The following is a 13,889-nucleotide window of genomic DNA, read 5'->3' as shown; positions in this document are numbered from 1 at the left end:
AACCACTTCTACAACTGGCACCGCCCGCACCACGGCATCAATCTCGTGGCCCCCGTCTCGCGTCTCTCGATGTCTCGCAAGAACCTCTTGACACTTCACATCTAGGCGGACGTGATCCAGTCCTCGTACGCGGGGCCGTCGAGATGCGGCAGCGTGTTGAAGGTCAGGAGCATGTGCCGCTTGGGCGTGAAGACGAACTCGGTCAGCGCGGTGTTGCGGATGCGCAGGTTGAGTTCGATGGTCGTTTCCGGCGAGGTGCCCAGCACGTGGCCGACGGCGGTGCTGATCGGCCCGCCGCTGGACACCGCGAGCACGCGCGCGCCGTGGTGGCGGTCGCGCACATGGTCGAGCGCCGTGGTCACGCCGGCCAGGAAGTCCACGTAGCTGGGCATGCCGACCGGCGCGCTGCGGCCGTTCATCCAGCCCGCGAGGCCGTCGCGCAGCAGGCGGAAATGGTGGCGGTACAGCTCGGGTGTGTCGGGCTTCTGCAGCGGCTCGGGATGCACGGTCGCGATCACCGCGTGGCTGTCGTATTCGTTGAGTCCGGGCCATTCGAGCGGCACCGTGTCCGCGTCCAGCCCCAGCCCTTCGGCGATGCCTTCCCAGGTCTGCCGATGGCGCTTGAGCGTGCCGATGATCACGGCGTCGAAGCGCATGCCGCGTTCGCGCCAGTATTCGCCCAGCCGCACGGCCTGGCGGCGGCCGAGTGCGCTCAGTTGGTCGTAGTCGGCCTCGCCGAAGCTGGCCTGTCCGTGTCGGACGAGATAGAGGGTGCCCATGGCCGCATTCTGGCCGGGCCGTGGCGCGCTGTCGGTCCCGGCGGCGACGCTCAGCCGCCCGCGAGCACGCGCGCGTAGACCTCGGCGTCGACGTTGCCCCCGCTCACCGCGATGCCCACGCTCCGGCCTTGCCAGCGTTCGCGCTGCTGCATCGCCGCGGCCAGTGCCGCCGCGCCCGCGCCCTCGGCCACGTTGTGCGTGTCGGTGAACAGCCAGCGCATGGCCTGCGCCACTTCGGCGTCGCTGACCGCCACCACGTCTTCGGCCTCGGCCGCCAGAACCGCCAGCGATTCGGGCACCGGCGTGCGGCAGGCCATGCCGTCGGCCAGCAGCGTGCTGACTGGCGCGTCCAGCGGCCGGCCCGCGCGGAAGGAGTCGCGGTAGGCGGTCGCGTGCGTCGACACCACGCCGATGAGCTTGGTCGCCACGCCGCAATGGCGGCGCGCGGCGGCGGCGCCGGCAAAGCCCGAACCCAGGCCGATCGGGATGAAGAGCACCGCGGGCACGTCGCCGGCCTGCTTCAGCGCCTCGAAGAATTCCACCCAGCCGGTGGCCACGCCGCGCACCAGGTCGCGCGCGAAGGAGGGCACGCGGTGCAGGCCTTCGGTGTCGGCGAGCCGGGCCGCGTGTTCGCTCGCGGCCTGGAAGTCGTCGCCGTGCTCGACCAGCTGCACGCCCAGCGCGCGCATCGCGGCGTTCTTCTCGACCGAGTTGCCGTGCGGCACCACGATGGTCGCGGCCAGCCCGTGGCGGGCCGCGGCGAAGCCGATCGACTGGCCGTGGTTGCCGCGGGTCGCGCTCACCACGTGGCGCACCGCGGGCTGCGTGCGCGCCAGCGCCTCCATGTAGGTCAGGCCGCCGCGCACCTTGAAGGCGCCCAGCGGCGTGTGGTTCTCGTGCTTGGCCCAGACCCTGCAGCCCAGGCGCGCACCGAGCAGCGGCCAGGCGTACTGCGGCGTGGCCGGCATCGCGGCATAGACCGTGCGTTGCGCGGCCTCGATCTCTTCGCGGCTGAAGTTCATGGCGTGGCCTTGCGTCCGTCGAAGGCGATGCGCACCGCCAGCGCGGCGAGCACGCTGCCCATCACATAGCGCTGCGCGCGCAGCCAGCCTTCGCTGCGCGAGAGCACGGCCGTGATCGATGCGGCGCCCAGCACCAGCAGCATGTTGACGGCGCCGCTCACGCCGATCTGCACCGCGCCCAGCGCCGCGCTCTGCCACAGCACCGAGCCGCGCTCGGGGTGGATAAACTGCGGGAAGAAGGACAGGTAGAACATCGCGACCTTGGGGTTCAGCACATTGGTCAGGAAGCCCATGCGGAACAGCTTGGCCGGCGGATCGATCGGCAGCGCGCGTGCGGCGAAGGGCGCGTGGCCGCCGGGCTTGACCGCCTGCCACGCGAGCCACAGCAGGTAGGCCGCGCCGGCGAGCCGCACCGCGTCGAAGGCGAAGGGCACGGCATGCAGCAGCGCGGTGAGCCCCAGCGCCGCGGCCACCAGGTGCACGAGAAAGCCGACCAGCACGCCGCTCAGCGAGATCAGTCCGGCCGAGCGGCCCTGGCACAGCGCGCGCGACACGCAATAGATCATGTTGGGGCCGGGCGTGAGCACCAGCAGCAGCGCAGCCAGCGAAAACCAGGCGAGTTCGGGGAGGGTCAGCATGTTCAGAGGCCTTTGGATTCGAGTTGGATGCGCCCGCGCGGCGTCTGCAGCGTGGCGATCAGGTTGGGCGGGCCGGGCTGCACGTCGAAGGCGGCCAGGCCCAGCGCGAGGTGCGCGGCGCGCAGCACTTCGGGCCGCGGATGGGTGGCGGCCAGTGCAAGCAGCGTGACGCCGGCGTCGGGCATCGTGTCTGCCGGGTGCACCGGCCCCCACTGGATCACCGTGGGCAGCGTGCCGTAGAACAGGCGCTGGCCATCGTCGCGCACGCTGATCTTCCAGTCGAGGCGGCCGGCCGGCGTGTCGCGCGAGGCCTCGACCAGCGGGCCGCGGTCGATCGGCACCGGGCCGGTCGCGAGCGCGTGCAGGCTGGCGGCCGCATCGGGCACGCGCGCCACGAAGTGCACCAGCTGCGGCCCGTGCTGCGCGAGCCCGGCCTGCAGCGCCGCATCGTCGAGGTCGAACCAGCGGTGCAGGCCCGCGGGGCGCGTGGGTGTCTTCGTCGCATCGATCGCGATGATCTCGAGGTAGGCCTGCGGGAAGGCTGGCGTGGCCACCGAGACCAGCCGGTTGTGCGTGCCCATCAGCGGATGCGCGCCGCCCGGCCCGGGCACCACGCCCAGCGTGGCTTCGCACCAGCGCGCGCCCTCGTCGAGCGTGCGGGCTGCTATCACCAGGTGGTCGATGCGGGCGGCCATGGTGCGCTCAGAGTTCGACCTGGCCGGCGATGCAGGTCACGACGTCGCCGCCGACCCAGACCACGCCCTCGGCATCGCGCGCGATGTGCACCCGGCCGTCACGGCCCAGGCACTGGCCCTGGCCGGCGATGTACTGCTCGGGCATGTGGCCGTCGGCGATCAGCCATTGCGCGGCGCTGGCGTTGAAGCTGCCGGTGACCGGGTCTTCCTCGACACCGATCGGGGCCGCGAAGGCGCGCACTTCGAGCGCCACCGGCGAGGGCGCCGGGCGCCCGGCGAAGGCGCGCGCCTCGCGGTTCGAGCGGCCGATGAGTGCGGGTGTGTCGGGCACCGCCACGACGCCGACCTTCTGGCCCAGTTCCTTGAGCGCGCGGTGGTCGGGCTCGAGCGCGAGCACGGTGTCGACGTTCTCCAGCAGCAGGCCCATCCAGACCGGGCCGTTGTCGAGCATCTGCGCGCTGCGGATCTGCGAGGGCTTGAGGCCCAGCGCGCCGGCCACGCGGGCCAGCACGCTGGGGCTGGGCGCGCTGCGCCGCAGCGGGGGCGCGGCGAAGGCCAGCCGCTCGCCCTCGCGGCGGATCGGCACCAGGCCGACCGCGCTCTGCTGCACGATCTGTTTCGCAGATTTGGGCTTGCCGCCCGCGCGCAGCCACGCATGGCAGCTGCCCAGCGTCGGATGGCCGGCGAAGGGCAGCTCGCTGCCGGGCGTGAAGATGCGCACGCGGTAGTCGGCACCGGGGTCGGTCGGCGGCAGCAGGAAGGTGGTCTCCGACAGGTTGGTCCACTGCGCGAAGCGCTGCATCTGGGCCTCGTCGAGGTCGCTGCCGTCGAGCACCACCGCGAGCGGGTTGCCGCGGTAGGGCACGGCGGTGAAGACGTCGACTTGCTGGAAGGGGCGGGTTTTCATGGCGTCATTCCAAGGCGAGGTCCAGCACGCCGCGCGCGGCGGAGCGGCTTTTGAGTTCAGAAAACCAGCGCTCCACGTTCGGCCAAGCCGGACGCGTGTACTCGGTGGGCGGCAGGCCGAACCATCGGTGGGCTTCGCAGCCCAGCGGGATGTCGGCCATGCCGAAGGCGTCGCCGCCCATGAAGGCATGCGTCGCGAGGTGCGCGTCGAGCAGCGCGAACAGCGGCTCGGTGGCGCGCACCGAATGGTCGATGAGCGCGGCGTTGCGTTCGGCGGCCGGCGTGCGGATCCACTGCTTGAAGGCGCCGCCGCTGACCGGGTTCAGCGCGGTCTGCTGCCAGTCCATCCAGCGCTCGGCATCGAAGCGCGCGGGCAGGTCGTCGGGGTAGAGCGTGCCGGGCGCGTGGCGGGCGCAGAGGTAGCGCACGATCACGTTCGATTCCCACAGCACCACGCGTGCCTCGCCCTCGCCGTCGTCGATGGCCGGCACCATGCCGTTGGGATTGAGCGCCAGGTAGTCGGGCGTGTGCACCACGCCGAACTTGCCGCCGGCCTCGGTGCGCTGGAAATCGAGCCCGAGCTCCTGCGCGCACCAGACCACCTTGCGCACGTTGATCGAGCTGATCCGGCCCCAGATGTTGAGCATTTCTTTCTTTCTCTTGTCGTTGTGGTGAGAGGGTGCCTATCGTCTCAGCGCGGCGTCGGTCGGTCCAGCATCAGCAGCCGCAGCGCCAGGCCGAGCATCGCCACCGACAGCAGCCGGTGCTGCAGGCGCGCGGCACCGGGCCGGCGCTGCAGCCAGCGGCCGACCTGGCCGCTGAAGGCGCCGAGCAGCGTGTTGAAGGCCAGCGCCGCCAGCGAAAGCACGCCGCCCAGCAGCACCAGCTGCAGCGTGACGTGGCCGCGCGCCGGGTCGACGAACTGCGGCAGGAACAGCATGAAGAACAGCAGCGCCTTGGGATTCACCAGGTTGTTGAGCCAGGCCTGCCGCACGATGCGCGCGAAGGGCGCGGGCGCGGCCGTGCCGAGCGCGGCCGCACCGCCGTCGCGCCAGGCCTTGAGCGCGAGCCAGAGCAGGTACAGCGCGCCCGCATAGCGCAGCAGGTCGAAGGCCGGCGCCCAGGCCGCGACCAGCGCGGTGATGCCGGTGGCGGCGCACAGCGTGTGCACCCCGTCGGCCGCCGAGATGCCGATCGCCGCGGCGAATCCGCCGCGCGGCCCCTGTGCCACGCCATGGGCCAGCACGAAAGCCATGTTCGGCCCGGGCGACAGGAACAGCGCCAGCACGGCGAGCAGGAACAGCCCCAGGGTGGCGAGGTCGATCATGGTGCTCGCGGCGCGCCCCGGGTCGTGCGGCTCAGGTCGCGGCTAGCTCGCGCTGCACCTGGGCGGCGGCGTCGTGGGCCAGCTGCTCGCGCAGCGTTGCGGCCAGCGCGGCGATGGCGGTGTCGATCTCCTCGACGCTGGCCGTCACGAAGGACAGGCGCAGCGTGCGCGGATCGCCCTTGCCGTCGGCATAGAAGGGCGCGCCGGGCACGAAGGCCACGCCGCGCGCCACCGCCTTGGGCAGCAGCGCCACGGTGTCGATGCCCTCGGGCAGGCGGGCCCACATGAACATGCCGCCGATGGGCGCGTTGAAGCTCACGTCCAGGCCTTTCATCTCGCGCGTGAGCGCCGCGGCCATCGCATCGCGCTGGCGCTTGTAGAGCGCGCGGATGGTCGGCACGTGGCGGTCGAGGAAGCCGTCCTTCATGACTTCCATCACCATGCGTTGCGTGAAGATCGGCGTGTGCAGGTCCACCGCCTGCTTGGCCTGCAGCAGCTTCGGGTAGATGGCCTTGGGTGCCACCAGGAATCCCAGGCGCAGGCCCGGCGCCAGCACCTTGGAGAACGAGCCCAGGTAGATGCAGCCTTCGGGGTTGCGCGCGGTCAGCGGCAGCGGCGGCGCTTCGTCGAACCACAGTTCGCCGTAGGGGTTGTCCTCGACGATCGGCAGGTTGGCCGCGGCGGCGGCGGCCGAGACGGCGGCGCGGCGCGCCTCGGTCATGGTGCGGCCGGTCGGGTTCTGGAAGTTGGGCAGCAGGTAGATGAAGCGCGAATCCTTGGCCTTGGCGATCAGGTCTTCGACGATCACGCCTTCGGCGTCGCTGGCCACGCTCACCGGCGTGGGTTCCATCGGCGAGAAGGCCTGCAGCGCGCCGAGGTAGGTCGGGGTCTCGACCAGCACGCGGCTGCCCGGGTCGATCAGCACCTTGGCGATCAGGTCCAGGCCCTGCTGCGAGCCGGTGGTGATCAGCACCTGCGCCGGGTCGACGTTCCAGGGCAGCATGTCGGCCACGGCCTGGCGCAGCGGGCCGTAGCCTTCGCTCGCGGCGTACTGCAGCGAGGCCGGGCCGTCGTTGGCCAGCACTTCGGCGCAGGCGGCGGCGAAGGCGGTGATCGGGAAGGTCTTGGGCGAGGGCAGGCCGCCGGCCAGGCTGATGATGCCCGGCAGATCGGTCACCTTGAGGATCTCGCGCAGCACCGAGGGGTTCATCTTCTCGGCGCGGGCGGCCATCTTCCATGTCGTCATGATTTTTCCTTGAGAGAGAGTGCGTGGGCGCGCGGCATCAACGCGCGCCCTGTGAAAGTTTCTTGCCGATCAGCACGGTCGCGACCACGGCCAGCGCGAAGCCGAGCGTGACCACGTCCAGCGGTTCGCCGAGCAGCGGCACGGCGGCGAGGATCGAGAAAAAGGGCTGGAGCAATTGTGTCTGGCTCACGCGCAACGCGCCACCCATGGCCAGGCCGCGGTACCAGGCGAAGAAGCCCATCCACATCGAGAACACGCCGACGTAGACCATGCCGACCCAGGCCGAGGCGGCCACCGGCTGCTGCGGCCAGGTCAGCAGCGCGCCCGGCAGCGTGAGCGGCAGCGCCATCACGCAGACCCAGCAGATCACGCGCTCGGCCCCCAGCGACGGCGTGACCTGCGCACCGTAGATGTAGCCGAAGGACGCCGCGAAGACCGCGCCGACCAGCAGCAGGTCGGCCCATTCGAAACCGAAGCCGTGGCCCTGCTGGTAGGCGCGCAGCAGCGAGAAGGCGACCACCAGCAGGCTGCCCACGACCGCGCAGACCCAGAAGCCCAGCCGTGCGCGCTGGTGCAGCACCCAGGCGGCGACGGCCGCGGTGACCAGCGGCAGCAGCGCCGTCACCACCGCCGCATGGCTGGCCGTGACCACGCGCAGCGCATAGCCCAGCAGCAGCGGATAGCCGATCGCGTTGCCCAGCAGCGCCATGGACAGCGGTTTCCATTCGTGGCGCTGCGGCCGCGGTGCGCGTGTGGCCACCAGCACGATGAGCGACAACCCGCCGGCCAGCGCGGCGCGCCCGAAGGTGACGAACCAGGGCGAGAGCTGCGGCGCGGCCTGGGTGCCGGTGGCCAGCCGCGTCATCGGCAGCGTGATGGCGAAGATCAGCACGCCGAGCACGCCCAGCCACATGCCCAGCGTCTCCCGCCGCATGCCGAAGGTCTTGGGTTCCTGCGCCAGCGTGGTGCTCATATCTTGAGCATCCAGGCCGCGGTGAGCACCAGCACGGCGGCCATCGCACGGTTGAACCACAGCAGCCGGGCGCCCTGGGCCAGCCAGTCGCGCAGCAGGGCGCCGACCAGTGCGTAGGTGAAGTTGCTGATGAAGGCGAAGACCAGCATCACCGGCGCGACGATCGCGAAGCGCTGCGCCGCATCGGGCTGGCCGGCGATCCAGCCGGCGACCAGTGTGAGGGCCAGCAGCCAGGCCTTGATGTTGAGGAACTGCAGCATCACGCCCTGGCCGAAGCCGACCTGGAGCTTGTCGTCGCCGGCCTTGCCCAGCGTGGCGCTGCCGCTGAGCTTGAAGGCCAGCCACAGCAGGTAGCCGATGCCCAGGGCCTTGATCACGAAGCGCAGCGCCGGTGCCGCCACCACCAGCGCGCCGATGCCGGCGGCGCACAGCGCGAGCAGCAGGCTCCAGCCCACCGGCACGGCCAGCACGAAGCGCATGGCGCGCGGCAGGCCGCCGTTGGCGGCGAGGGCGGTGGAGAGCGTGGTGTTCGGCCCGGGCGAGAAACTCATCGCCGTGGCCAACACCAGCAGCGCAGTGAATTCTTGCCAGTTCATGACACACACTCTAGACTGATGACCATTACAGTACCGATACAGTTGAGCAGACAAAAATGTAGGCTGTATCGGTTCGATGCTCGACACAGAACCTCGAATGCTGACACGAACACCGACCCAATCGCTGACAGGCCAGCTGGCCGACCGCTTCGCCGAGCGCATCCGGACCCGGCTGCTGCCGCCCGGCACGCGGCTGCCGTCGGTGCGCGAATGCGCGCGCCAGCAGGGCGTGAGCCCGCACACCGTGGTGGCCGCCTACGACCAGTTGCTGGCCCAGGGGCTGGTCGAGGCCCGGCGCCAGCGCGGCTTCTTCGTGCGCGACGCGGCGCCGGTGCCGCCGCCCGCGCGTGCCGGCACGCAGGCGACGGCTGTACCGGCCGCCGGTGTACCGGCCGATGCGAGTTCGCTGATCCGCGGGATGTTCCACAGCCACAGCGACAAGCCGCAGCCCGGCATGGGCGTGTTCCCGCCCGACTGGATGGACTCCACCTTCATGCCGACCTCGCTGCGCCGCCTGACGGGCACGCGCGCGCTGCAGGAGATCTCGCTGCAGTACGGTGAACCGGCCGGCGACGGCGCGTTGCGGCGCAGCCTGTCGCAGAAGCTGATGGGCATCAACATCCCGGCCGGGCCCGACCAGATCGTGACCACGGTCGGCGCCACGCATGCGCTAGACATCGTGAGCCGCGCGCTGCTGCGTGCCGGCGATCCGGTGATGGTCGAGGAGCCGGGCTGGGCCATCGAGTTCGCGCGGCTCGAGGCGCTGGGCATGCGCATCCTGCCGGTGCCGCGGCGCGCCGACGGGCCCGATCTGGCGGTGATGGCGCAGTACTGCGAGTCGCACAAGCCCAAGCTCTTCGTCAGCGTGAGCGTGCTGCACAACCCGACCGGCTACAGCCTCACGCCCGGCAGCGCACACCGGGTGCTGCAGCTGGCCAACCAGCATGACTTCCACATCGTCGAGGACGACACCTACAGCCATCTCGCGCCCGAACACGCCACGCGGCTGTGCGCGCTCGACGGGCTGCAGCGCACCATCTACGTGAGCGGCTTCGCGAAGATCCTGGCGCCCAACTGGCGCATCGGTTTCCTGGCCGCGCCGCCGGCGCTGTTCGGCCGGCTGCTCGAGACCAAGCTGCTGGCCACGCTGACGACGCCCGCGCTGTTCGAGCGCGCGCTGGCCTGGTGCATCGACCAGGGCCAGCTGCGCCGGCATGCCGACCGCGTGCGGCTGCGGCTGGACGGCGCGCGGGCGCGCACCGTGAAGCTGGCACTGACGCACGGCTGCACCTTCGCATCGGAGCCTGCGGGGCTGTTCGGCTGGGTCGACACGGGCGTCGACACCGATGCGCTGACGCAGCGCATGCTCGACGAGGGCTACCTGCTCGCGCCGGGTTCGCTGTTCCACGCGCGCCGTCCGCCGAGCACGCTGATGCGCATCAACTTCGCGACCGCGCAGGACGCGACCTTCTGGAAGGTGTTCGCCCGCGTGCGCGGGTGATCAGAGCAAGGCGTCGGGAGCGAGCGGGCCGAAGAGCTTGAGCAGCAGGCGCAGGCCGGCGCTGGTGTCGGGTTCGGTGCGCGCGTCCTGCAGCTGGCTGCCTTCAGGCGCGCGCCAGACCAGGCCGCCGTCGGCCTGCTCGACGCGCCAGGCGCCCTTGTGCATCGCGGTCTCGATCTGGCCGATGGCCTGGCGCGACAGCGCGTCGCTGCGGATCAGCAGGGCGATCTCGGTGTTCTGCAGCTGCGAGCGCAGGTCCAGGTTCATCGACCCCACCACCAGCAGCCGGCCGTCCATCACCAGCACCTTGGAGTGCAGCATCGAGCGCGATTCGCCGGTCGCGCTGGCGCCGGAGGAGCCGGCGCCGAAGGCGCTGCCCAGGCCGGCCTGCTCGCTGCGCAACTCGTACAGCTCGACACCCATCGCCAGCAATTCCTCGCGGTGCCGCGCATAGCCCACGTGGGCCACCGGCGCATCGTTGGAGGCCAGCGAATTGGTGAGCACGCGCACCCGCACGCCGCGTGCGCGCGCCGCGGCGAAGGCCTGCTTCATGTCCGTGCCCGGCACGAAGTAGGGCGAGATGATCGTGAGGTCGCTGCGGGCCTGGCCGATCAGTTGGAGCAGGCCCGAGACCACGGTCTCGCTCCCGGCCGTGAGGTCCGAGACGGTCTCGAGCGCGGCCGCGCGGCCCGTGGCGCCAGCGGCATCGCGCGATTGCGTCACCACCAGCCCGGGCGCCTTGGCGACGGGCGTGTCGGTCGGGCCGTCCGCCTCGGCGGCGATCTTGGCCGGCTTGTCGGCCATCACCACCGCGGGCGCCCAGACGAAGGCGGCGTTGCGCAGGTCCAGCGGCTTCTCGTCCCAGGCCGCGGCGCGCTGCGCATCGGTCGGGCGGGCATCGGCGGGGCGAGGCTCGCCGTCGGGCGGCTGGGGCGCGCCACCCTGGCCTGGGTCCTGCTCGCGCTCCCGCTGTTTGGCGTCGGCGGCCCGCACGTCGTCGCGGATCTTCAGCAGTTCCTCGCGGTCGACCAGCGACTGCACGGGGTAGGCGCGCTCGTCGTTCCAGTAGCTGTCGAAGCTGTGCGAGAGGTCCTGCACGATCGGGCCCGCGGCCAGCACGTCGAGGTCGACGAAGTTGCTGGTCTCGGCGATGCCAAAGTAGGCGTCGCCGAGGTTGCGCCCGCCCGTCACGCCCATGGCGTTGTCGGCCAGGAAGAGCTTGTTGTGCATGCGCTGCTGCACGCGGTCGAAATCGCTGATCGCGTTGACCATGCGGCCGATCGTGGAGCCGCGCGCGCCGGCCAGCGGATTGAACATGCGCATCTCGATGTTGGGCTCGAAGGCCAGCCGCATCACGAGGGCGTTGCGGCCCGTGCTGTGGAAGTCGTCGAGCAGCACCCGCACCCGCACGCCGCGCCGCGCGGCCGCAACCACGCCGCGCAGCAGCCGGCCCGTGCTGGCGTCGGCATGGATCGCGTAGTACTGGAGGTCGAGCGTCTTCTGCGCCGCCTCGATCAGGGCGAGCCGGCTGCCGTAGGCGGCCTGCGGTCCGTCGAGCAGCAGGAAGCCCGATTCGAAGCGACCCTTCGCGGCGTCGCGCCGTTGCTGCACCAGCGCAGCCAGGGCCGTGTCGCCCGGAGAGGCCAGCGCGGTCGATATCGGGCGGTCGACGTTCTGGGGAAGCTGGGCGCAGCCCGCGGCCAGCAGGAGGGGGAGCAGCAAGGCCAGGCATCCGGAGCGAAGGCGGGATGCAAAAGCGCGGGACGAAGGCATGCGGCGTTCCTGGGCCGTGGAGAGGGCTCTATATATAGCGCACGCCGCGCGCCGTCCGCGTGGGACAGCGCGCGCGGCGCGCCCCCGCCTTCAGCGCGAACCGGTCAACGCTTCCTGGCGCTCGAGTGCGCTCAGCAGGTCGTCGTCGATCCGGGCGTGGCGCTCGGCCAGTTCGGCCGCACGCGAGGCGTCGCTGGCGTAGATCGCGCCACCGTCGAGCGCAAGCAGTGCCGAGATGCGCTCCTGCTCCTCTTCGAGCGAGGCGATCAGCGCGGGCAGCGCTTCGAGCTCCCGCTGTTCCTTGTAGGCGAGCTTCTTCTTGACGACGGCGCGCGTGTCGACCGCCGGCGCCGCGGCGGCGGGAGCGGGCGTCGGTGCAGGCGCCGGCGGCGCCGCAGCTGCGCGCTGTTCGGCGATCTCGCGCGCGCGCTTCGACTGGATCAGCCAGTCCTGCACGCTGCCCTCGTACTCGCGCCAGCGGCCCTCGCCCTCGAAGGCGATGGTGCTGGTCACGACGTTGTCGAGGAAGGTCCGGTCGTGGCTCACGAGGAACACGGTGCCGTCGTAGTTCTGCAGCAGGTCTTCGAGCAGCTCGAGCGTGTCGATGTCCAGGTCGTTGGTCGGCTCGTCGAGCACCAGCACGTTGGCGGGGCGCGCGAACAGCCGTGCCAGCAGCAGGCGGTTGCGCTCGCCGCCGCTGAGCGAGCGCACCGGCGAATTGGCGCGCGCCGGCGAGAACAGGAAGTCGCCCAGGTAGCTCTTGACGTGCTTGCGCTGCTTGCCGATCTCGATCCACTCGCTGCCGGGGCTGATGAAGTCTTCGAGCGTGGCGTCGAGATCGAGCTTGTCGCGCATCTGGTCGAAGTAGGCGACCTGCAGGTTGGTGCCGCGGCGGATCTTGCCGCTGTCGGGCTCGAGCTCGCCCAGGATCAGTTTGAGCAGCGTGGTCTTGCCCGCGCCGTTGGGGCCGAGCAGGCCGATCTTGTCGCCGCGCAGGATGGTGCCGCTGAAGTTGCGGATCACGGTCTTCTCGCCGAAAGACTTGGTCGCTTCGGTGAGTTCGGCCACGATCTTGCCGCTCGATTGACCGGCGGCCACGTCCATGTTCACGCTGCCCTGCACTTCGCGGCGTGCTGAGCGGCTCGCGCGCAGTGCCTCGAGGCGGCCGATCCGGCTTTGACTGCGGGTGCGGCGTGCCTCGACGCCCTTGCGGATCCAGATCTCCTCCTGTGCCAGCAGCTTGTCGGCCTTGGCGCTGATGACCGCCTCCTGGGCGAGCTGCTCTTCCTTCTGGATGAGGTACTGCGCGAAGTTGCCCGGATAGGAACTCAGCTTGCCGCGGTCCAGCTCGATGATGCGGGTGGCGACGCGGTCCAGGAAGCTGCGGTCATGGGTGATGGTGACAACGCTGCCCTTGAAGTCGATCAGCAGCTGTTCCAGCCACTCGATGGAGTCCAGGTCCAGATGGTTGGTGGGCTCGTCGAGCAGCAGCACGTCGGGTGCCGCCACGAGGGCCTGCGCCAGTGCCACGCGCTTGCGCGTGCCGCCCGACAGCGAGCCCACGCGGGCAGTGGGGTCGAGGTGCAGGCGATGCAGCGTCTCTTCGACGCGCTGCTCCCAGTTCCAGGCGTCGTAGGCCTCGATCTGCGACTGCAACGCATCCAGGTCCACGCCCTCCGCGCCGGACAGATAGAGCTCGCGCACGGCGATCACTTCCGACAGCCCCGCGCTGGCAGCGGTGAACACATCCGCATCCATGTCCAGGGACGGTTCCTGCGCCACATAAGAGATGCGCAGGTTCTGCTGGAGCTGGAGCACGCCGTCGTCGGCCTTTTCCAGGCCCCCGAGGATCTTGAGGAAGGAAGACTTGCCCGCACCGTTGCGACCGATGAGGCCGATGCGTTCCGAGGACTGAAGGGAGAAGTCCGCATGATCGAGCAGCGGGACGTGACCGAACGCCAGTTGGGCGTCGAGGAGTGTGATGAGTGCCATGTAGGGGGGATTATCCGAGGGGAGTCGGGCCTGGGCATGAACGAGGGCGATCGACGGCGTTCATGCCGCCCTGCCGCGGCGCGCAAATTCTTTGTCCGGCCTTCGCGTTTTCCCTTGAATCCCCTCTGAACTGCGCTATACTTGAGGGCTTCGCTCAGCAGACGTCATGTACGAAAGCAGATCGGGGTGATGTCGGAAGGCTTCACTCTGACGGGTGAAGAAAAAAGCCGAAAGGTTTGACGAAGTTGCCAAAACCGAGTCATAATCGAAGGCTGCGCTGAAAACGAATCGCGGTTGAGCTTCAGGAAGACGAGAGTTGATTGAAGCGAGACGGTGAAGAAAAAGAAAGCGAAAAAAGTTTGACGGTTCTGTAAAAACCGTGATAGACTACAAGGCTTCGCTGATCGCAGCGAACGCAAGCAGAAGACGGTAGATGTCTCC

At 70.1% G+C, this 13,889-nt stretch carries 14 protein-coding genes and 1 pseudogene; 2 read left to right on the top strand and 13 right to left on the bottom strand.

Annotated elements, in window-relative coordinates; genetic code table 11:
• Positions 1-105 (top strand): annotated as a pseudogene (locus K0H49_RS30625) (IS481 family transposase); the annotation flags it as partial.
• Here K0H49_RS30625 and K0H49_RS15650 read toward each other — a convergent pair.
• The 10 genes from K0H49_RS15650 to K0H49_RS15605 are packed head-to-tail and all read right to left on the bottom strand — an operon-like array spanning position 102 to position 8,182.
• Positions 102-779, bottom strand: coding sequence for a histidine phosphatase family protein (locus tag K0H49_RS15650; RefSeq protein WP_219214256.1), 678 nt, complete (start codon positions 777-779; stop codon positions 102-104). The pseudogene K0H49_RS30625 and the gene K0H49_RS15650 sit on opposite strands and share 4 nt — an antisense overlap.
• 50 nt (positions 780-829) lie before the next feature.
• Positions 830-1,801, bottom strand: coding sequence for a threonine dehydratase (locus tag K0H49_RS15645; protein WP_219214254.1), 972 nt, complete (start codon positions 1,799-1,801; stop codon positions 830-832).
• Positions 1,798-2,439, bottom strand: a complete 642-nt coding sequence (locus K0H49_RS15640) for a LysE family translocator (protein ID WP_219214250.1) — start codon at positions 2,437-2,439, stop codon at positions 1,798-1,800. Before K0H49_RS15640 ends, K0H49_RS15645 begins: the two co-directional genes overlap by 4 nt.
• A 2-nt stretch (positions 2,440-2,441) precedes the next feature.
• Positions 2,442-3,134 (bottom strand): VOC family protein, encoded by a 693-nt coding sequence (locus K0H49_RS15635; protein ID WP_219214247.1) that lies wholly within the window; start codon positions 3,132-3,134, stop codon positions 2,442-2,444.
• A 7-nt stretch (positions 3,135-3,141) separates the two neighbouring features.
• On the bottom strand, positions 3,142-4,041 hold the full coding sequence (locus K0H49_RS15630; RefSeq protein ID WP_219214245.1) for a PhzF family phenazine biosynthesis protein: 900 nt from the start codon (positions 4,039-4,041) through the stop codon (positions 3,142-3,144).
• A 4-nt stretch (positions 4,042-4,045) separates the two neighbouring features.
• The gene (locus K0H49_RS15625) at positions 4,046-4,687 is read right to left on the bottom strand and encodes a glutathione S-transferase family protein (RefSeq protein ID WP_219214243.1); all 642 of its coding nucleotides are present in this window, start codon (positions 4,685-4,687) and stop codon (positions 4,046-4,048) included.
• Positions 4,688-4,731: 44 nt separating this feature from the next.
• The gene (locus K0H49_RS15620; RefSeq protein WP_219214241.1) at positions 4,732-5,367 is read right to left on the bottom strand and encodes a LysE family translocator; all 636 of its coding nucleotides are present in this window, start codon (positions 5,365-5,367) and stop codon (positions 4,732-4,734) included.
• A 31-nt stretch (positions 5,368-5,398) separates the two neighbouring features.
• Positions 5,399-6,613, bottom strand: coding sequence for an aminotransferase-like domain-containing protein (locus tag K0H49_RS15615; protein ID WP_219214239.1), 1,215 nt, complete (start codon positions 6,611-6,613; stop codon positions 5,399-5,401).
• 37 nt (positions 6,614-6,650) lie between these two features.
• Positions 6,651-7,586, bottom strand: coding sequence for a DMT family transporter (locus tag K0H49_RS15610; RefSeq protein ID WP_257624900.1), 936 nt, complete (start codon positions 7,584-7,586; stop codon positions 6,651-6,653).
• A complete protein-coding gene (locus tag K0H49_RS15605) occupies positions 7,583-8,182 on the bottom strand; it encodes a LysE family translocator (RefSeq protein WP_219214237.1) in 600 nt (199 codons plus the stop codon). Before K0H49_RS15605 ends, K0H49_RS15610 begins: the two co-directional genes overlap by 4 nt.
• A gap of 97 nt (positions 8,183-8,279) precedes the next feature.
• On the opposite strand from K0H49_RS15605, the gene K0H49_RS15600 reads away from it, so the two are divergent.
• Positions 8,280-9,683, top strand: a complete 1,404-nt coding sequence (locus K0H49_RS15600; protein ID WP_219214235.1) for an aminotransferase-like domain-containing protein — start codon at positions 8,280-8,282, stop codon at positions 9,681-9,683.
• On the opposite strand, the gene K0H49_RS15595 is transcribed toward K0H49_RS15600, so the two are convergent.
• The 3 genes from K0H49_RS15595 to K0H49_RS15585 all read right to left on the bottom strand — a co-directional run.
• Positions 9,684-11,456, bottom strand: coding sequence for a phospholipase D family protein (locus K0H49_RS15595; RefSeq protein ID WP_219214233.1), 1,773 nt, complete (start codon positions 11,454-11,456; stop codon positions 9,684-9,686).
• A 90-nt stretch (positions 11,457-11,546) separates the two neighbouring features.
• Positions 11,547-13,448 carry an ATP-binding cassette domain-containing protein gene (locus K0H49_RS15590; RefSeq protein ID WP_219214229.1) on the bottom strand — a complete coding sequence of 634 codons (1,902 nt, stop codon included), beginning with the start codon at positions 13,446-13,448 and terminating at the stop codon, positions 11,547-11,549.
• A 164-nt stretch (positions 13,449-13,612) separates the two neighbouring features.
• Positions 13,613-13,889: hypothetical protein (locus K0H49_RS15585; protein ID WP_219214226.1), on the bottom strand; the 277-nt coding region annotated here is incomplete at its 5' end.

It is taken from the genome of Variovorax boronicumulans (assembly GCF_019352895.1).
Taxonomy (GTDB): Bacteria; Pseudomonadota; Gammaproteobacteria; order Burkholderiales; family Burkholderiaceae_C; genus Variovorax; species Variovorax boronicumulans_A.
The sequence above is the reverse complement of the archived record's forward strand: the minus strand, read 5'-3'. Positions and strand labels throughout refer to the sequence as shown.

Excerpts from the sequence above, each read along its gene's own strand:
- K0H49_RS15650 (WP_219214256.1), bottom strand. The coding sequence starts at position 779 with ATGGGCACCCTCTATCTCGTCCGACACGGACAGGCCAGCTTCGGCGAG.
- K0H49_RS15645 (WP_219214254.1), bottom strand. The coding sequence starts at position 1,801 with ATGAACTTCAGCCGCGAAGAGATCGAGGCCGCGCAACGCACGGTCTAT.
- K0H49_RS15640 (WP_219214250.1), bottom strand. The coding sequence starts at position 2,439 with ATGCTGACCCTCCCCGAACTCGCCTGGTTTTCGCTGGCTGCGCTGCTG.
- K0H49_RS15635 (WP_219214247.1), bottom strand. The coding sequence starts at position 3,134 with ATGGCCGCCCGCATCGACCACCTGGTGATAGCAGCCCGCACGCTCGAC.
- K0H49_RS15630 (WP_219214245.1), bottom strand. The coding sequence starts at position 4,041 with ATGAAAACCCGCCCCTTCCAGCAAGTCGACGTCTTCACCGCCGTGCCC.
- K0H49_RS15625 (WP_219214243.1), bottom strand. The coding sequence starts at position 4,687 with ATGCTCAACATCTGGGGCCGGATCAGCTCGATCAACGTGCGCAAGGTG.
- K0H49_RS15620 (WP_219214241.1), bottom strand. The coding sequence starts at position 5,367 with ATGATCGACCTCGCCACCCTGGGGCTGTTCCTGCTCGCCGTGCTGGCG.
- K0H49_RS15615 (WP_219214239.1), bottom strand. The coding sequence starts at position 6,613 with ATGACGACATGGAAGATGGCCGCCCGCGCCGAGAAGATGAACCCCTCG.
- K0H49_RS15610 (WP_257624900.1), bottom strand. The coding sequence starts at position 7,586 with ATGAGCACCACGCTGGCGCAGGAACCCAAGACCTTCGGCATGCGGCGG.
- K0H49_RS15605 (WP_219214237.1), bottom strand. The coding sequence starts at position 8,182 with ATGAACTGGCAAGAATTCACTGCGCTGCTGGTGTTGGCCACGGCGATG.
- K0H49_RS15600 (WP_219214235.1), top strand. The coding sequence starts at position 8,280 with ATGCTGACACGAACACCGACCCAATCGCTGACAGGCCAGCTGGCCGAC.
- K0H49_RS15595 (WP_219214233.1), bottom strand. The coding sequence starts at position 11,456 with ATGCCTTCGTCCCGCGCTTTTGCATCCCGCCTTCGCTCCGGATGCCTG.
- K0H49_RS15590 (WP_219214229.1), bottom strand. The coding sequence starts at position 13,448 with ATGGCACTCATCACACTCCTCGACGCCCAACTGGCGTTCGGTCACGTC.